An 18063-nucleotide genomic window follows, 5' to 3' on the forward strand; every position below is an offset into this window, starting at 1 on the left:
GATGCGCGCAACCCATGAAAAGCTCAGCCACGCCAGCCTTGAACATGCCGCCCAGTGGTATGTGCGGCTATTGGAAGAAGGCGACCAGAACGGCGTTCGCGAACAGTGGCAGTCCTGGCTTGACCAGCATGCCGAACACCAGGCCGCCTGGCGCTATATGGAGCGCGTCGGCGAGCGCTTCGCACCGCTGCGCAACGAAGGCGAGCGCGCTGGCCGGGTACTGCGCGAACGACATCCGGCACGCCTGGGTCGCCGGCAGACGGTGAAGTCCATGCTGGTGCTGGCGCTGGGTTCGATGGCCGGCTTCGGTGGCTGGCAGGCCGCCTCGCGCAATGGCTGGACCGCCGACCTGCATACCGGCACCGGCGAGAACCGCAAGATCGCCCTGGCCGACGGCAGCACCCTGTGGCTGGGTGCGCAAACGGCGGTCGATACCCGCTTCGATGGCCGCCAGCGCCTGCTCGACCTGCGTTTCGGCGAGGTCCTGTTGCACTCGACGGTGCAGGACCGCCGCCCGCTGCTGATGGAAACCGGCGCCGGCCTGTTGCAGATGGCGGCAACGCCGGTCCGCGTCGCGCTGCGCTACGCCGAGGGCAATGCCCGGCTCAGCGTGTACCAGGGCCAGGTCGAGCTTTTCACCCGTACGGGCAACCGCACGCTGGTCGAGGCTGGACAGCGCGTCGATTTCTCGGCGTTGGCCATCTCGCCTGCTGCGCCGGTCCAGGCCGCTGGCGAGTCCTGGATTCGCAACCGGCTGACTGCCGAGGCCATGCCCCTGGCCGATCTGATCGATGCGCTGGGCCGCTATCGCCCCGGTCACCTCGGCCTGCATCCGGAGCTGGCCAGCCTCGCGGTGATGGGCACTTTCCCCCTCGATGACACCGACCACGCCCTGCGTCTGCTGGAAGCGGCGCTGCCGATCCGGGTCAAGCGCATGACCGACTGGTGGGTAACGGTCGAGCCCGCCTGAGTTTTTTCGGCGGGTGGTTCCCTTTTTTGCGCGTCGTCCGGTTCAACCGCAGAACCCTCTCATTGACCCCATGAACACAACAGGGACTGCCATGTCGTCGCCCCGCTCCTGCGTATTGGCCCTCGTGCCGATGACCTTCCTCACCTTCGCTCCGCTGGCCCTGCTGCCTGCCGCCGTCCAGGCCGCCCAGGCCAGCACCCGGGTGCAGACCTTCCATGTCGCGGCCGGCAGCCTGAGCGCCGTGCTCAATGACTTCAGCAGCCAGGCCGGGATCTACCTGGCGGGCAGCGACAACCTTGCGGCCGGCAAGCGCAGCGCCGGGCTGGACGGTGACTACAGCGTCGAACAGGCGCTGCTGCTGTTGCTCGGTGGCTCGGGGCTGGTGGCCGTACCGCAGGGTGCTAGTGGCTACGTGCTGCAGCCGGCGCCGCAAGGTGACTCGGTGCAGCTCGACGCCACCTCGATCAACGCCCAGGGCCTGGCCGACAGCTACGGCCAGGACGACAAGGGCTACCGCGCGACCCATTCGGCGACGGCGAGCAAGACCAGCACCGCCCTGGCCGATACCACGCGTTCGGTATCGGTGGTCACCCGCCAGCGCATGGAAGACCAGCAGTCCCAGAGCCTGACCGAAGTGCTCGGCTATGTGCCGGGCATCTTCGCCCCGCCGTTCGCGGCCGGTGACGGCGGCGCCGGCGACCTGTTCTTCATCCGTGGCTTCAACGCCACCGACTATGGCTACGGCTTGCTGCGCGACGGCCTGCGGGTGCAGGGCAACCGCTACGACACCACCAGCGAGCCTTACGGCCTTGAGCGCATCGAAGTGTTCCGCGGCCCGACCTCGATCCTCTACGGTGAAAACGCGCCGGGTGGTGTCGTCAATATGGTCAGCAAGCGGCCCACGGCCGAGTCGCGCGGCGAAGTGCAACTGAGCTACGGCTCCAACGAGCGCCGCCAGCTGGGCATCGACGTGTCCGGACCGCTGACGGACAACGGCAATGTGCTGGGCCGCCTGGTGCTGCTCGGGCGCAAGTCGGGGACCCAGGTCGACCATCAGCCGGATGACCGGATCTACATCGCGCCGTCCCTGACCCTGAACTTCGATGAACAGAACGACCTGACCCTGCTGGCCACCTACCAGCGCGACCGCACCCTGATGGAGTTGGGCTATCCGGCTGCCGGCACCCTGCTGCACAACCCCAATGGCAAGATCAGCAAGCACGCCCTGCTGGGCAATCCGGACTGGGACAACTTCGAACGGGAGGTGTGGACCCTCGGCTACGAATTCCATCATCAGTTCAACGATGACTGGCAGTACCGGCAGAACTCGCGCTACATGCAATCGCGCATCGACCGCCAGGAGATCTGGCCGGGCAGCCTGGACAATGGCGGTTTCGGCACCACCGTGACCAACACCGCCTATGACCGCTACAACAAGTCCATCGCCTACTCGCTGGACAACCAGGTCGAGGGCCACTTCGACCTCGGTGCGCTGGAGAACACCCTGCTGGTCGGTGCCAGCCTCGACCGTACTTCGTTCAACCAGGACTGGAACGCCGGCTTCGGTGGCCGGGTGAACGTGTTCGATCCGGTCTATACCGGCGATCCGGTGACGTCGACGCGGGTGCAGGACGCGCTGCTGGAACAGACCATGTATGGCGTCTACAGCCAGATCCAGACCCGCCTGGACAACTGGGTCATGCTGCTCGGCGGGCGCTATGACCGGGTCAACAGCGAGTACCGCAACCGTCGCGGCACCCTCAATGCGCCGGCCGATCTCGACTACTGGGACGGCCAGTTCACCTGGCAGACCGGGTTGATGTACCAGTTCGACAACGGCGTCTCGCCCTATGTCAGCTACTCCACCGCCTACAACCCGACCCAGCAGGTGTCGAGTGCGTCCGGCCCGCTGGACCCGACCCTCAGCGAGCAATACGAAGTGGGTTTGAAGTACGAGCCCAAGGGCTGGAACACCTTGGTCAGTGCCTCGGTCTACGACCTGCGCAAAAAGGATGACTCGCTCTACGACAGTGTCACCGGCGACTACCGCAATGTCGGACGCAGCCGGGCCAAGGGTGTGGAACTGGAACTGAACAGCGACATCACCGCCAACATCAACGTGACGGCGGCCTACACCTACACCGACTCGCGGGTGACCAAGGACGTGGCGGGGTCGTTGCTGGAGGATCATCAGGTGACTGGCGTACCACGCAACCAGGCGTCGGTATGGGGAACCTACCGCTTCCTCGACGGACAGCTGAAAGGGCTGAAGCTGGGCGCGGGCGTGCGCCACTTCGACAGCACCTTCGCCTACACCAGCCCATCGCTGTACGGGAAGCTGGATACCGGTGACGTGACCCTGGTGGATGCGACCGTCGGCTATCAGCTGAATGCGCATTGGTCGGCGGAAGTGAACGCACGCAACCTGTTCGACCAGGAGTATGTGGCCGGTTGCAACAATGCCGGGCGTTGCTACTGGGGTGAAGAGCGGACGGTGCTGGGGACGCTCAGTTACAACTGGTAATTGAGCTAGCGGAGACTGTGTGGGAGCGGGTTTACCCGCGATTGCGCCAGTGGATTCGCCACCGCAATCGCGGGTGAACCCGCTCCCACAGGGTTCGTCGTGCCTGCTCCTAGGCGGGTTGCTGCTGACCCAGCTCCAACCCCACCCCCAGCTGCCGCGACAGGCAAGGCCAGCGTTTCCATGCCGCGCCGGTTTCAGGGCTGCTCAGCTTCTCGCGATAGGCTTCCACCGATTCCAGGGCGAAGCTCTCGTCGTCGAGCATGTTGTCCAGGGAGTGATGGACCACTTCATCCAGCTGGTTGGCGAATTCCTCGCCGATGAGTTGATGGGCAATCAGGTTGGCAACCGTGGTGTCCAGGGGGATCAGCGGCTGCTGGAAATGCTTGATGTACAGGTCGTTGACTTCTTCCACCAGGCGGTGCGCCAGGTAGGCTTCGTCCAGCAGGCTGTCCAGGCCGACATGCCCGGTCATGATCTGCGGCGGGGTGATGAAATACGCTTCGGCGATTTTCAGCACCGGTTTGATCTGCGATTCGATTCCGGCTTCGCGGGCAACGGTATTGGCGGCTTCCAGCAGCTCGGGTACCTGATCGATGTAGGCGTTGACGAAACGGTTCAACGCACCCTGGGCATCCTGCTCGGGCAATTGGATCAGCGGGTGAAGGTGGGGCAATTGCACTGCAAGTTGGGATTTTAGTTGGCCGGTCTTGGCCTCGTGTTCTTGTGCTTGAGTGATCTGCTCGCGCAATGCGGCAATGTTCATGACAACTCCAGGGACAGCCAGTGACAAAACGGAAACCACTAAATTAGTCCTATTTTGTTATCGCCTAAGACGTATTTCTCATAACGCTTATGCACTTTTGTCTACTTGCGTTATATCACTGTGCCATCATCCTTATAAGTCAATGTCTTACAGCATTTCGCGCTGATCGCTTAAGGCTCGCCAGTCCTTTTCCGCCGCGTCGTTGCGCGCTTTCGACCCCTGTCTATACTCCGGTTTGAATGAAGTCTGGCTGATGAGGCCCCGCCTGCAGTGCAGCGGGGGGCCGCCGTCGAAGTCCGCAGTCTTGACGCCGTGCCCCCTGCCGTAGGCCCTGCCTCCGGGATAACAAGAACGATAAGGGGAACCCGCAATGAAGCGACATCCACACGCCTGGATGGGGCTGCTGCTGTGGTCGGTGATCGCTCCGGCGCAGGCCGCCTGGACCGTGAACATGGCCCCGGGGGCGACCGAAGTCAGCAATGCCGTGTTCGACCTGCACATGACCATCTTCTGGATCTGCGTGGTGATCGGCCTCGTGGTATTCGGTGCGATGTTCTGGTCGATGATCATCCACCGTCGTTCCACCGGCCAGCAGCCCGCGCATTTCCACGAGCACACCTGGGTGGAAATCATGTGGACCGTGGTGCCCTTCCTGATCCTGGTGGCCATGGCCATTCCGGCGACCAAAACGCTGATCGATATCTACGATGCCAGCGAATCGGACGTGGATATCCAGGTCACCGGTTACCAGTGGAAATGGCACTACAAATACCTGGGCCAGGACGTCGAGTTCTTCAGCAACCTGGCGACGCCTGCCGAGCAGATCCACGGCAAGGCGCCCAAGGACGAACACTACCTCCTCGAAGTCGATCAGCCGCTGGTGTTGCCGGTGGGTGCCAAGGTGCGCTTCCTGGTCACCGCCGCCGACGTGATCCACTCCTGGTGGGTACCGGCCTTCGCGGTCAAGCGCGACGCCATTCCCGGCTTCGTCAACGAGGCCTGGACCCGGGTCGAGAAACCCGGCATCTACCGCGGCCAATGCACCGAGCTGTGCGGCAAGGACCACGGTTTCATGCCGGTGGTGGTCGAGGTCAAGTCCAAGGAGGACTACGACGCCTGGCTTGGCGAGCGCAAGGCCGAGGCGGCCAAGCTGAAGGAGTTGACCAGCAAGGAATGGACGCTCGAAGAGCTGGTCGAGCGCGGCGACAAGGTCTACCACACCACCTGCGTCGCCTGTCACCAGGCCGAAGGCCAGGGCCTGCCGCCGATGTTCCCGGCGCTCAAGGGCTCGAAGATCGCCACCGGCCCGAAAGAAGATCACTTGAACCTGGTGTTCCACGGCAAGCCCGGCACCGCCATGGCGGCGTTCGGCAAGCAACTCTCGGAAGTCGATCTGGCCGCCGTCGTCACCTATGAACGCAACGCCTGGGGCAACAACAAGGGCGACATGGTCACGCCGAAAGACGTGCTGGCGATCAAGCAGGCGGAAAGCAAATGAGCCGAGGAGACAGGACATGAGCACAGTGATCGACGACCACGGTCATGCCGGGCATGACCATGCCCACGGCCCGGCCAAGGGCCTGATGCGCTGGGTGCTGACGACCAACCACAAGGACATCGGCTCGATGTACCTGTGGTTCGCCTTCTGCGCCTTCCTGCTGGGCGGCTCCTTCGCCATGGTGATCCGCGCCGAGCTGTTCCAGCCCGGGCTGCAGATCGTCCAGCCGGAATTCTTCAACCAGATGACTACCATGCATGGCCTGGTGATGGTCTTCGGCGCGGTGATGCCGGCCTTCGTGGGCCTGGCCAACTGGATGATCCCGCTGATGATCGGCGCCCCGGACATGGCCCTGCCGCGGATGAACAACTTCAGCTTCTGGTTGCTGCCGGCGGCCTTCGGCCTGCTGGTCTCGACCCTGTTCATGCCCGGCGGCGGACCGAACTTCGGCTGGACCTTCTACGCACCGCTGTCGACCACCTACGCGCCGGAAAGCGTGACCTTCTTCATCTTCGCGATTCACCTGATGGGCATCAGTTCGATCATGGGCGCGATCAACGTGATCGCCACCATCCTCAACCTGCGCGCCCCCGGCATGACCCTGATGAAGATGCCGCTGTTCGTCTGGACCTGGCTGATCACCGCGTTCCTGCTGATCGCGGTGATGCCGGTGCTGGCCGGGGTGGTGACCATGATGCTGATGGATATCCACTTCGGCACCAGTTTCTTCAGCGCCGCCGGTGGCGGTGACCCGGTGCTGTTCCAGCATGTGTTCTGGTTCTTCGGGCATCCCGAGGTGTACATCATGATCCTGCCGGCCTTCGGCGCGGTCAGCTCGATCATCCCGGCGTTCTCGCGCAAGCCGCTGTTCGGCTACACCTCGATGGTCTACGCCACCGGGGCGATCGCCTTCCTGTCGTTCATTGTCTGGGCGCACCACATGTTCGTGGTCGGTATCCCGGTGGTGGGCGAGCTGTTCTTCATGTACGCCACCATGCTGATCGCCGTGCCCACCGGGGTGAAGGTGTTCAACTGGGTGAGCACCATGTGGGAAGGCTCGCTGACCTTCGAGACGCCGATGCTGTTCGCCATCGCCTTCGTCATCCTGTTCACCATCGGCGGGTTCTCCGGGTTGATGCTGGCCATCGCCCCGGCGGACTTCCAGTACCACGACACCTACTTCGTGGTCGCCCACTTCCACTACGTGCTGGTGCCCGGGGCAATCTTCGGCATCTTCGCCTCGGCCTATTACTGGCTGCCCAAGTGGACCGGGCACATGTACGACGAAACCCTCGGCAAGCTGCATTTCTGGCTGTCGTTCGTCGGCATGAACCTGGCGTTCTTCCCGATGCACTTCGTCGGCCTCGCCGGCATGCCGCGGCGGATCCCGGACTACAACCTGCAGTTCGCCGACTTCAACATGATCAGCTCGATCGGCGCCTTCATGTTCGGCACCACCCAGTTGCTGTTCCTGTTCATCGTCATCAAGTGCATCCGCGGCGGCGAGCCGGCGCCGGCCAAGCCGTGGGATGGCGCCGATGGCCTGGAGTGGACGATTCCGTCGCCGGCGCCCTACCACACCTTCCAGACGCCGCCGGAAGTGAAATAAAGGAGGGCTGCGGTCATGAGCGAGGGCATCTCGATCAAGCGCCTGGTCAGCCGCCTGCTGCTGCTGGCGGTGGTGATGTTCGCCTTCGGCTTCGCCCTGGTGCCAATCTACGACGTGATGTGCCGGGCCTTCGGCATCAACGGCAAGACCGGCGGGCAATACCAGGGTACGCAACAGGTGGACCCGGCGCGTTCGGTGAAGGTGCAGTTCCTCTCGACCAACGCCATCGACATGGTCTGGGACTTCTACTCCACCGCCGACCAGATCGACGTCAACCCGGGGGCGGTGAACCAGATGATCTTCGTCGCCCACAACCCCACCGACAAACCCATGACTGCCCAGGCCATCCCGAGCATTTCCCCGGCCGAAGCGGCGGCGTATTTCCACAAGACCGAGTGCTTCTGCTTCAGCCAGCAGGTGCTGCAGCCGGGTGAGCGCATCGAGATGCCGGTGCGGTTCATCGTTGACCGCGACCTGCCCAAGGATGTGAAACACCTGACCCTTGCCTACACGCTGTTCGATATCACCGCTCGCCAGCCGCCGGTCGCCCAGGTGACCCACCCGAACCCGCAGAGCGCCCGATAAGGAGAACAATCCATGGCCTCTCACGATCACTACTACGTCCCGGCGCAAAGCAAGTGGCCGATCATTGCCACCATCGGCATGTTCATCACGGTGTTCGGCCTCGCCACCTGGTTCAACGACATGAAGGCCGGGCGCGATAGCCACGGGCCGCTGATCTTCTTCGTCGGTGCGCTGTTCCTCGCGTACATGCTGTTCGGCTGGTTCGGCGCGGTGATCAAGGAAAGCCGTGCCGGCCTGTACAGCCCGCAGATGGACCGCTCGTTCCGCTGGGGGATGTCGTGGTTCATCTTTTCCGAGGTGATGTTCTTCATCGCCTTCTTCGGCGCGCTGTTCTATGTGCGGCACATGTCGGGGCCGTGGCTTGGCGGCGAAGGGGCCAAGGGCGTGGCGCACATGCTCTGGCCGAACTTCGAGTTCACCTGGCCGCTGCTGCATACGCCGGATCCGAAGCTGTTCCCGCCGCCCAGGGAAGTGATCGATCCATGGCACCTGCCGCTGATCAACACCATCCTGCTGGTCAGCTCCAGCGTGACCATCACCATCGCCCACCATGCCCTGCGCAAGGACCATCGTGGCCCGCTGAAATTCTGGCTGGCGCTGACCGTGGTCCTGGGCATCGCCTTCCTCGTCCTGCAGGCCTACGAGTACCACGAGGCCTACACCAAGCTTGGCCTGACCCTCGGTTCCGGGATCTACGGTGCGACCTTCTTCATGCTCACGGGCTTCCACGGTGCCCACGTGACCATGGGCACCCTGATCCTGTTCGTGATGTTGATGAGAGTGTTGAGGGGCCATTTCAACCCGGACAAGCACTTCGGCTTCGAGGCGGCCAGTTGGTACTGGCACTTCGTCGATGTGGTCTGGGTGGGGCTGTTCATCTTCGTCTACGTGCTGTGAAGGCAGGAATCACCAAGGGGCGTGCGACACCAGTTGGCCGCTGACGAAGCCCCAGGTGATCAGGCCCAGGGTCACGGCGGCCAGGCAGACACGGACGGTCAGGGCCTTGAGCAGGCGGGTGGAGTTCTCGTCGTCCTTGACCAGGAACACCAGGCCGCTGAAGAGGCTGGCGACGGTAGCCAGCAACATCACAACGATCGCGGCTTTGAGCATGGCGACATCTCCGGGGGACGTGATGCATTCGAGTATAGCGGCAGCCTTCATGGGGGCTCGATGAGCGCCTTTCGTCCCGGCCTGGTGCCGACCCTGGTGGTGCTGGCGTTGCTGCCGGTGCTGGTCGGCCTGGGGTTCTGGCAGCTCGGTCGCGCTGAGCAGAAGCGTGCGCTGCTGAATGTGTATGCAGAGCGCGAAGTCGAGGCGCCCGTGCCAGCCGGGAAAGTGCTGGAGGACCAGGCTGATCCGGCCTACCGCCGCGTCCATCTGCACGGCCATTTCGACGGCCAGCACAGCATTCTCCTCGATAGCCGCATGCGCGACGGCAAGGCTGGCGTGGAGCTGTTGCAACCTTTCTTCGATGAGTCCAGCGGGCATTGGTGGCTGGTCAATCGCGGCTGGCTGCCATGGCCGGACCGGCGGGTACCGGCGAGCTTCGACACTCCGGCACACACCCTCGACCTGACGGCCTGGGTCTATATCGCGCCGGGCGCCAGCTTCCTGCTGCGCGCCGATGCGCCTGACGGCGACTTCCCGCGCCTGCTCAACAGCGCCGAGCCGGCGCACCTGTGGCAACAACTGGCCCGCGCCGGCTACCCCCACGAACTGCGCCTGGAGCCGGGGCCGGCCAGTTACCGGGTGGACTGGCCCCTGGTGCCCCTGGGCCCGGAAAAACACCTGGGCTACGCCGTGCAGTGGTTTGCCCTGGCCACGGCCCTGATCGCGCTTTACCTCTACTTCGGTTGGCATCGACACAATAAAAAGGAGAAACCTCATGGGCGTCGCCACGGGTCCACTCGACATGTCTGAGGGCAGGCCACCAAGGAATCGTGCCAAGGGCCGCCTGCAACTGATCCTGATCCTGCTGGTGGTGATCGGGCCGATGATACTCGCCACCGGCATGTACAAATTGCAGTTCTGGGTGCCGGAGGGGCGCAGTTATCACGGCGAGATGATCGGCAACGGCCTGGGGCTGGCCGACCTTGGCGTGCAGGCTCCGGCCGAGCGCTGGCAACTGCTGGTGAGTGCGCCGAAGGACTGCAGTGTCGATTGCCAGCAACTGGTCTACCTGGCCCGGCAGATCAACATCGGCCTGGGCCGCGATGCCAGCCGCGCCGGTCATGCCCTGGCCAGCAGCGAGCCGGTGAGCGGCGCCTACCTGTCCAGGCTGGAGAGCGAATACCCCCAGCTCCAGCGCTATCCGCTGGATGCCGCTCGCTATGGCGCGGTCGCGCCGAACCGTAGCGAGGCGCAACTGTGGATCGTCGATCCCCACGGCAACCTGGTGCTGCGTTACGACGCGAAGGTCAAGGGCAAGGATGTGCTCAACGACCTGCGCCACCTGCTCAAACTGTCCAATATCGGCTAGGAGCCCGCCATGACCCGTCCCGGATATCGCCTTGCCGTATTCGCCACCGGACTGGCGCTGCTGGTGGTGCTGCTCGGTGCCTATACCCGCCTGACCCACGCCGGCCTTGGTTGCCCCGACTGGCCCGGTTGCTACGGCTTTATCAGCGTGCCCAAGACCGAGGCGCAACTGGCCCATGCCGAACTGCATTTCCCCGATTCGCCGGTCGAAGCCCACAAGGGCCGCAACGAGATGGTCCACCGTTACTTCGCCGGCACCCTGGCCCTGGTGATCGCCATGCTGGCGGTGCAGGCGCTGCGCCGGCACGGGCGCGACGGGCAACCCTACCGCCTGCCGTTGCTGGTGCTCGGTGTGGTGTTCCTGCAAGCCGCCTTCGGCATGTGGACGGTGACCTTGCAACTGTGGCCGCAGGTGGTCACGGCGCACCTGTTGGGCGGGTTCGCGACCTTGAGCCTGCTGTTCCTGCTCAGCCTGCGCCTGTCCCGGGCCTATATGCCGCTGCCCGGGCTGCCGCGCAGGGTGCGCCGGCTGGCGGCCGTGGCGCTGATGCTGGTGATCGGGCAGATCGCCCTGGGCGGCTGGGTCAGCGCCAACTACGCGGCGGTGGCCTGCATCGACCTGCCTACCTGCCACGGTGAATGGTGGCCGCAGGCGGACTTCGCCAACGGCTTCCACCTGACCCAGCATATCGGCCCCAACTACCTCGGCGGCCAGCTCGACAGCGAGGCGCGCACCGCCATCCATATCACCCACCGCCTCGGCGCGCTGCTGGTGACCTGCGTACTGCTGGCCCTGGCTTGGCAACTGCACCGGGTCGGGTTGCGGCGGCTGGCGAAACTGGTAGTGGCGGCGTTGTTCCTGCAGGTCGGCCTGGGTATCAGCAACGTGCTGTTCCACCTGCCACTGGTCGTGGCCGTAGCACACAACGCCGGTGGCGCCGGTCTCCTGTTGACCATAGTGCTGGTCAACTACCGCACCCGTCCGGCCCTGCAGCCACGGGCACGCAGGGTCAGTCCCGGCTGGCGGCTCACGCCGTTGCGCCTGGCCGGTGACTTTCACTACCTGGGAGGCAATCCATGGCAACGCACCTGAGTGAACGTCAGCTCGACACCGGCTGGCGCGACTACCTTGAGTTGACCAAGCCCAAGGTGGTGGTGTTGATGCTGATAACCTCGCTGGTCGGCATGTTCCTCGCTACCCGGGCGGGCGTACCCTGGACGGTGCTGCTGTTCGGCAACCTCGGCATCGGCCTGTGTGCCGGGGCGGCGGCGGCGGTCAACCATGTGGTGGATCGGCGCATCGATGCGCTGATGGCCCGTACCCACAAGCGGCCGCTGGCCGAGGGCCGGGTCGCTCCGGTGCCGGCGCTGCTGTTCGCGCTGTTGCTGGCGGTGCTCGGCATGGTGCTGCTGCTGACCTTCACCAACTCGCTCACCGCGTGGCTGACCCTGGCCTCGCTGCTCGGCTATGCGGTGATCTACACCGGCTTTCTCAAGCGCGCCACGCCGCAGAATATCGTGATCGGCGGCCTGGCTGGTGCGGCCCCGCCGCTGCTTGGCTGGGTGGCGGTCAGCGGTCATCTGAGCGCCGAACCGCTGCTGCTGGTGCTGATCATCTTTGCCTGGACCCCGCCGCATTTCTGGGCCCTGGCCATCCACCGCAAGGCCGAGTACGCCAAGGCGGATATCCCGATGCTGCCGGTCACCCACGGCGAGCACTACACCAAGGTGCACATCCTGCTCTACACCTGCGTATTGCTTGCGGTGAGCCTGCTGCCGTTCGCCATCCATATGAGCGGGCCGCTCTACCTTGCCTGCGCCGTGCTGCTGGGGCTGCGCTTCCTGCAGTGGGCCTGGGTGTTGTACCGTGGCGTTCGGCCGCACGCTGCGATCAAGACCTTCAAGTACTCTGTCTGGTACCTGTTCCTGCTCTTCATCGCGCTGCTCGTAGACCATTACCTGTTGTTGAATCTATGACTCGAACCCAGAAAACCGTCTTTATCCTCGTCGCCCTCGTCGCGTTGATTCTCGGGCTGACCATCAACAAGGTGCTCAACGGCCGTGGCCAGGGCAACCCGACCGAACTGATCGATGCCGGCATCATCCTGCTGCCGCAAAGCCGTGCAGTGCCGGAGCTGGAAATGAGCGACGAGAACGGCCAGCCGGTGCGGGTCGATCAGTTGAAGGGCAAGTGGTCGCTGGTGTTCTTCGGCTATACCTTCTGCCCGGATATCTGCCCGACTACGCTGGCGCAGTTGCGCCAGGTGAAGAGCGAGCTGCCGAAGGAGGCGCTGGAGCGGTTGCAGGTGGTGCTGGTCAGCGTCGATCCGAACCGTGATACACCGGCCCAGCTCAAGCAATACCTGGGCTATTTCGACAAGGATTTCCGCGGCCTGACCGGCTCGCTGGAGGCGACGCAGAAGCTGGCCAATGCCCTGAGTATCCCGTTCATTCCGGCCGATACCAGCAAGCCGGGGTACACCGTGGATCACAGCGGCAACCTGGCCCTGATCGGACCGGATGGGGCGCAGCGGGGGTTCATTCGGGCGCCGTTCAACAACCAGAAGCTGGTGGCGCAATTGCCGGAGTTGGTGAAGCGGGATTGAGGTGGGGGATTTGGGGGCCTCATCGCTGGCAAGCGATGAGGCCCTCAAGAGCGATAGAGAACTATCAGAACGCCGGAATCACCGCGCCCTTGTATTTCTCCTGGATGAACTGCTTCACCTCAGGCGAGTGCAGGGCACCGACCAGCTTCTTGATGGCATCGGAGTCCTTGTCGTTCGGACGAGCCACCAGGATGTTCACGTAAGGCGAGTCGGCACCTTCGATGACCAGGGCATCCTTCTCAGGATTCAGCTTGGCTTCCAGCGCGTAGTTGGTGTTGATCAGCGCTAGGTCGACCTGGGTCAGCACGCGCGGCAGGGTGGCGGCTTCCAGTTCGCGGATCTTCAGGTTTTTCGGGTTTTCGGCGATGTCCTTCGGCGTCGACAGGATGTTCGAGGCGTCCTTGAGCTTGATCAGGCCAGCCTTCTGCAGCAGCAACAGGGCACGGCCGCCGTTGGTGGCGTCGTTCGGGATCACCACGTTGGCGCCCGACGGCAGCTCGTCCAGCTTCTTGAACTTGGTGGAGTAGGCGCCCAGCGGCTCGATGTGCACGCCGGCAACGCTCACCAGGTTGGTGCCCTTGCCCTTGTTGAACTCATCCAGGTACGGCTGGTGCTGGAAGAAGTTGGCGTCCAGGCGGCCTTCGGCGACCTGTACGTTGGGCTGGATGTAGTCGGTGAAGACCTTCACTTTCAGGTCCACGCCTTCCTTGGCCAGGGTCGGCTTGACGAATTCGAGGATCTCCGCGTGCGGCACCGCGGTGGCGGCGACGCTCAGGGTTTCCGCGGCGTTGGCGGCAGTGGTGGAAAGGGCCGCGAACGCGGCGACGGCAGCGAACAGCTTTTTCATTGCATCACTCCTTGAGGGAGCCGCTCGGCCCCCGATGTGTCGGTCACGCCGACCCTTTACTTACGGGAAAAATGGACGACCAGTTTGTCGCCAATGCTCTGCAGAACTTGAACCAGGATCAGCAGCAGGACCACGGTGACGATCATCACGTCGGTCTGGAAGCGCTGGTAGCCGAAGCGGATCGCCAGGTCACCCAAACCGCCTGCGCCCACCACGCCGGCCATGGCGGTGTAGGACACCAGGGTGATGGCGGTGACGGTGATCGCGGCGAAGATGCCCGGCCGCGCCTCCGGCAGCAGCGCATTCATGATGATCTGCCGGGTGGTCGCGCCCATGGACTGGGTGGCCTCGATGATGCCGCGATCCACCTCGCGCAGCGCGGTTTCCACCAGGCGCGCGAAGAATGGCGTGGCCCCCACCACCAGCGGCGGAATGGCCCCGGCGACGCCCAGCGAGGTGCCGGTGATCAGCACCGTGACCGGGATCATCACGATCAGCAGGATGATGAACGGCAGCGAGCGGAGGATGTTCACCACCAGCGACAGCACGGCGTAGATGCCCTTCTGCTCGAACATCTGCCGCGGGCCGAACATGAACAGCAAAACGCCCAGGGGCAGGCCCAGCAGCACGGTGAAGAACAGCGAACCGAACAGCATGATGAAGGTGTCGCCGGTGGCCAGCCAGATCTCGGACCAGTCCACGTTGGCGAAGAAATTCAGGGCGTCCATCAGCGCAATACCTCCATATGAACGTCAGCCGCGGTGAAGCGGGCGAAGGCCGCTTCCATGTCGCCGCCGGTGACGGCCAGGGTCAGTTGCCCGTATGGAGTGTCCTTGATGCGGTCGATGCGGCCGGCCAGGATGCTGTAGTCGACGCCCGTCTCGCGGGCCACGGTGCCCAGCAGCGGCGCGTAGGTGGCATCGCCCTGGAAGGTCAGGCGCACGATGCGCCCCGGGACGTGGGCGAAGTCGTCGCGCTGTTCGGCTTCATCCACCTGCTCGTCTTCCTGGACGAAGCGCCGGGTGGTCGGGTGCTTGGGATGCAGGAAGACATCGGCAACCGGGCCCTGCTCGACGATCTGCCCGGCGTCCATCACCGCGACCTGGTCGCAGACCCGGCGGATCACGTCCATTTCATGGGTGATCAGGACGATGGTCAGCTTCAGCTCGCGGTTGATCTCGGCCAGCAGTTGCAGGACGGAGGCGGTGGTCTGCGGGTCGAGGGCGCTGGTGGCCTCGTCGCACAGCAGGATCTTCGGCCGGGTCGAAAGGGCACGGGCGATGCCGACGCGCTGCTTCTGCCCGCCGGACAGTTGCGCCGGGTACTTCTTCGCATGCTCGGACAGACCGACGCGTTGCAGCAGTTCGGCGACGCGGGCGTCGATCTCCTTGCGCGACAGTTCGCCGGCCAGGGTCAGCGGCAGGCCGACGTTATCGGCGACGGTCTTGGAGGCCAGCAGGTTGAAGTGCTGGAAGATCATCCCGACCTGCTGGCGGAAGCCGCGCAGCTGGTTGGCATCGAAGGCGGTGACGTCCTCGCCATCGACGATGATCTTGCCACCGCTTGGCGCTTCCAGGCGGTTGATCAGGCGCAGCAGGGTGCTTTTGCCGGCACCGGAGTGGCCGATCAGGCCGAACACCTGGCCGTTGTCGATGCTCAGGCTCGTGGGGTGCAGCGCGGGAATGTCCCTACCGGCGACGCGGTAGGTCTTGTGGACTTGTTGGAACTCGATCACGTAGCGAACCTTGTGGGGCGCATGGGAATGGGGTCAGCGGTTAGCCGGTCGCGCATTTTAGCCTGTTCGTTTAGAGGTTCTTAGCATTTATTTCGTCATCGTCCATTGCTGCAGGCATAACGCGATCAGTGGTCAATCCGATGGAACGCCAGCCAAGCGGCCCCGGTCACTAGCAAAACAGCCCGCCAACGGGCATCCCCGCGATGGAACTGATGAGGACCGCCAGCCATGCCTAGCAAGAACGATGCGCCACGGGAAAGCCAGCTTGCCGGAACCGACACCCCGGACCGCGCCAATACCAATGCCAAGTTGCAAAGCCTGGAAACCGTGCGCAGCGACGCCACTGGCCAGGCCCTGCGTACTAACCAGGGCGTGAAGATCGCCGACAACCAGAACACGCTCAAGGCCGGCCCGCGCGGCCCGTCGTTGCTGGAAGACTTCATCATGCGCGAGAAAATCACGCATTTTGACCATGAGCGGATTCCGGAGCGCATCGTTCATGCCCGCGGTACCGGGGCGCACGGCTACTTCCAGTCCTACGGCAACCACGCGGAACTGACCAAGGCCGGCTTCCTCCAGGATCCGGAGAAAATCACCCCGGTCTTCGTGCGTTTCTCCACCGTGCAGGGGCCGCGTGGCTCGGGCGATACGGTGCGTGACGTGCGCGGCTTCGCCGTGAAGTTCTTCACCGACGAAGGCAACTTCGACCTGGTCGGCAACAACATGCCGGTGTTCTTCATCCAGGATGCGATCAAGTTTCCCGATTTCGTGCATGCGGTAAAACCCGAGCCCCATAACGAGATCCCCACCGGCGGCAGCGCCCACGACACCTTCTGGGACTTCGTCTCGCTGGTACCCGAATCGGCGCACATGGTGATCTGGGCTATGTCCGACCGCGCGATCCCGAAAAGCCTGCGGACCATGGAAGGTTTCGGCGTGCACACCTTCCGCCTGATCAACGCCGAAGGCGTGGCCAGCTTCGTCAAGTTCCACTGGAAACCCAAGCAGGGCGTGCTCTCGCTGCTCTGGGACGAAGCGCAGAAGCTCGCCGGCAAGGACACCGACTATCACCGTCGCGATCTGTGGGAAGCGATCGAGACCGGCAACTATCCGGAATGGGAACTGGGCGTGCAGATCGTCCCCGAGGCCGACGAGCACAAGTTCGACTTCGACCTGCTCGACCCGACCAAGATCATTCCCGAGGAACTGGTGCCGGTGACGCCGCTGGGCAAGATGGTGCTCAACCGCAACCCGGACAATTTCTTCGCCGAAGTCGAGCAGATCGCCTTCTGCCCCGGGCATATCGTGCCGGGTATCGACTTCACCAACGACCCGTTGCTACAGGGTCGCCTGTTCTCCTACACCGACACCCAGATCAGCCGCCTGGGCGGGCCGAACTTCCATGAAATCCCGATCAACCGGCCCATCGCACCGAACCACAATGGCCAGCGCGACGCCATGCACCGTGTGCGCATCGACAAGGGGCGCGCGGCCTACGAGCCCAACTCCATCGACGGTGGCTGGCCCAAGGAAACACCGCCAGCGGCGCAGGACGGCGGGTTCGAGTCTTACCAGGAGCGCATCGACGCGCACAAGATCCGCCAGCGCAGCGAATCCTTCGGCGACCACTTCTCCCAGGCGCGGTTGTTCTATCGCAGCATGAGCCCGAACGAGCAGGAGCACATCGTCAATGCCTACAGCTTCGAGCTGGGCAAGGTCGAGCGTGAGCACATCCGGGCGCGCGAGGTGAACGAGATCCTGGCCAATATCGACCTGGACCTGGCGGCGAAGGTGGCGGCCAAGCTTGGCCTCCCGGCACCGAAGGCCGGGACGGTGGATGTGCCGGAACTGTCGTTGAAGGCTTCGCCGGCGCTGAGCCAGATGAATCACCTTGGCGAAAGCATCAAGGGGCGCAAGGTGGCGCTGCTGGTGGCCGATGGCGTCGATGCCGGGCTGGCCGACAAGCTGACCAAGGCCCTGGAAGCCGAGAGCGTGCAGATCAAGGTGCTGGGGCCGACTTCAGCGCCGGTGAAAACCGCCGATGGCAAGACCTTGCCCGTGGATGCGTCGATGGAAGGCATGCCATCGATCGCCTTCGACGCGGTCTGGGTGGCGGGTGGCAAGGCGGTGATCGACGCGCTGCAAGGGGATGGTGTGGCGGTCCATTACATCCTCGAGGCCTACAAGCACCTCAAGCCGGTGGCCGGGCATGCCGAGGCGAAAGCCTGGTTCGACAGCCTGAATCTCAAGGAAGACAGCGGGTTGCTGGCGGGGAATGATGCCAAGGTGATCAAGGCGTTCACCCAGGCCATCGGCAAGCATCGGGTGTGGGAGCGGGAGGCTGCGGCTAAAGCCATTCCGGCCTGATCATCGTCCCCTTGTGGGAGCGGGTTCACCCGCGATTGCGGTAGTGGATCCACCATCGCAATCGCGGGTGAACCCGCTCCC

Annotated in this window: 17 protein-coding genes; 12 read left to right on the plus strand and 5 right to left on the minus strand. The window is 63.9% G+C overall.

The annotated features are described in order from the left end of the window. Position 1 precedes the first annotated feature (1 nt). The gene (locus ACPFMA_RS00250; protein WP_425929490.1) at positions 2 to 970 is read left to right on the plus strand and encodes a FecR domain-containing protein; all 969 of its coding nucleotides are present in this window, start codon (positions 2 to 4) and stop codon (positions 968 to 970) included. 130 nt (positions 971 to 1100) lie between these two features. After that, complete coding sequence (locus ACPFMA_RS00255; protein WP_425930635.1) at positions 1101 to 3494, plus strand: TonB-dependent siderophore receptor; 2394 nt, start codon at positions 1101 to 1103, stop codon at positions 3492 to 3494. Positions 3495 to 3603: 109 nt separating this feature from the next. On the opposite strand, the gene ACPFMA_RS00260 is transcribed toward ACPFMA_RS00255, so the two are convergent. Then, entirely contained in the window at positions 3604 to 4257 is a 654-nt protein-coding gene (locus ACPFMA_RS00260; protein ID WP_009401767.1) for a hypothetical protein, read from the minus strand. Positions 4258 to 4627: 370 nt separating this feature from the next. Here ACPFMA_RS00260 and coxB point away from each other — a divergent pair, with 370 nt between their 5' ends. Genes coxB through ACPFMA_RS00280 form a run of 4 tightly spaced genes read left to right on the plus strand, consistent with a single transcriptional unit; the run spans position 4628 to position 8846 of the window. Then, a complete protein-coding gene (coxB, locus tag ACPFMA_RS00265; RefSeq protein WP_425929491.1) occupies positions 4628 to 5755 on the plus strand; it encodes a cytochrome c oxidase subunit II in 1128 nt (375 codons plus the stop codon). A gap of 16 nt (positions 5756 to 5771) precedes the next feature. After that, positions 5772 to 7364: a cytochrome c oxidase subunit I gene (ctaD, locus tag ACPFMA_RS00270; protein ID WP_009401764.1), complete on the plus strand. Its 1593-nt coding sequence runs from the start codon at positions 5772 to 5774 to the stop codon at positions 7362 to 7364. A gap of 15 nt (positions 7365 to 7379) precedes the next feature. Next, a complete protein-coding gene (locus ACPFMA_RS00275) occupies positions 7380 to 7949 on the plus strand; it encodes a cytochrome c oxidase assembly protein (RefSeq protein WP_064302120.1) in 570 nt (189 codons plus the stop codon). Between the two features lie 12 nt (positions 7950 to 7961). Continuing rightward, complete coding sequence (locus tag ACPFMA_RS00280) at positions 7962 to 8846, plus strand: cytochrome c oxidase subunit 3 (RefSeq protein ID WP_009401758.1); 885 nt, start codon at positions 7962 to 7964, stop codon at positions 8844 to 8846. A 9-nt stretch (positions 8847 to 8855) separates the two neighbouring features. On the opposite strand, the gene ACPFMA_RS00285 is transcribed toward ACPFMA_RS00280, so the two are convergent. Then, a complete protein-coding gene (locus ACPFMA_RS00285) occupies positions 8856 to 9059 on the minus strand; it encodes a twin transmembrane helix small protein (RefSeq protein WP_009401756.1) in 204 nt (67 codons plus the stop codon). Positions 9060 to 9119: 60 nt separating this feature from the next. On the opposite strand from ACPFMA_RS00285, the gene ACPFMA_RS00290 reads away from it, so the two are divergent. Genes ACPFMA_RS00290 through ACPFMA_RS00310 form a run of 5 tightly spaced genes read left to right on the plus strand, consistent with a single transcriptional unit; the run spans position 9120 to position 13033 of the window. Continuing rightward, positions 9120 to 9869 carry an SURF1 family protein gene (locus ACPFMA_RS00290; RefSeq protein WP_425929492.1) on the plus strand — a complete coding sequence of 250 codons (750 nt, stop codon included), beginning with the start codon at positions 9120 to 9122 and terminating at the stop codon, positions 9867 to 9869. After that, positions 9835 to 10428: a hypothetical protein gene (locus ACPFMA_RS00295; RefSeq protein ID WP_425929493.1), complete on the plus strand. Its 594-nt coding sequence runs from the start codon at positions 9835 to 9837 to the stop codon at positions 10426 to 10428. Before ACPFMA_RS00290 ends, ACPFMA_RS00295 begins: the two co-directional genes overlap by 35 nt. A 9-nt stretch (positions 10429 to 10437) precedes the next feature. Then, a complete protein-coding gene (locus ACPFMA_RS00300) occupies positions 10438 to 11520 on the plus strand; it encodes a COX15/CtaA family protein (RefSeq protein WP_425929494.1) in 1083 nt (360 codons plus the stop codon). Continuing rightward, positions 11505 to 12404 carry a heme o synthase gene (gene cyoE, locus ACPFMA_RS00305; protein ID WP_420058526.1) on the plus strand — a complete coding sequence of 300 codons (900 nt, stop codon included), beginning with the start codon at positions 11505 to 11507 and terminating at the stop codon, positions 12402 to 12404. The genes ACPFMA_RS00300 and cyoE overlap by 16 nt, the downstream gene beginning before the upstream one ends. Beyond that, positions 12401 to 13033 (plus strand): SCO family protein, encoded by a 633-nt coding sequence (locus tag ACPFMA_RS00310; protein WP_425929495.1) that lies wholly within the window; start codon positions 12401 to 12403, stop codon positions 13031 to 13033. Before cyoE ends, ACPFMA_RS00310 begins: the two co-directional genes overlap by 4 nt. Positions 13034 to 13097: 64 nt before the next feature. Here ACPFMA_RS00310 and ACPFMA_RS00315 read toward each other — a convergent pair whose 3' ends face one another. Genes ACPFMA_RS00315 through ACPFMA_RS00325 form a run of 3 tightly spaced genes read right to left on the minus strand, consistent with a single transcriptional unit; the run spans position 13098 to position 15615 of the window. Further along, the gene (locus tag ACPFMA_RS00315; RefSeq protein WP_064303922.1) at positions 13098 to 13880 is read right to left on the minus strand and encodes a MetQ/NlpA family ABC transporter substrate-binding protein; all 783 of its coding nucleotides are present in this window, start codon (positions 13878 to 13880) and stop codon (positions 13098 to 13100) included. Between the two features lie 56 nt (positions 13881 to 13936). After that, a complete protein-coding gene (locus ACPFMA_RS00320; protein ID WP_009401743.1) occupies positions 13937 to 14608 on the minus strand; it encodes a methionine ABC transporter permease in 672 nt (223 codons plus the stop codon). Then, positions 14608 to 15615: a methionine ABC transporter ATP-binding protein gene (locus ACPFMA_RS00325; protein WP_064303921.1), complete on the minus strand. Its 1008-nt coding sequence runs from the start codon at positions 15613 to 15615 to the stop codon at positions 14608 to 14610. The genes ACPFMA_RS00320 and ACPFMA_RS00325 overlap by 1 nt, the downstream gene beginning before the upstream one ends. Positions 15616 to 15843: 228 nt before the next feature. On the opposite strand from ACPFMA_RS00325, the gene katE reads away from it, so the two are divergent. Next, complete coding sequence (gene katE, locus ACPFMA_RS00330; protein ID WP_009401730.1) at positions 15844 to 17982, plus strand: catalase HPII; 2139 nt, start codon at positions 15844 to 15846, stop codon at positions 17980 to 17982. Positions 17983 to 18063: the final 81 nt, after the last annotated feature.

It is taken from the genome of Pseudomonas sp. NyZ201, assembly GCF_049860765.1.
In the GTDB taxonomy this organism is placed as follows: domain Bacteria; phylum Pseudomonadota; class Gammaproteobacteria; order Pseudomonadales; family Pseudomonadaceae; genus Aquipseudomonas; species Aquipseudomonas bharatica.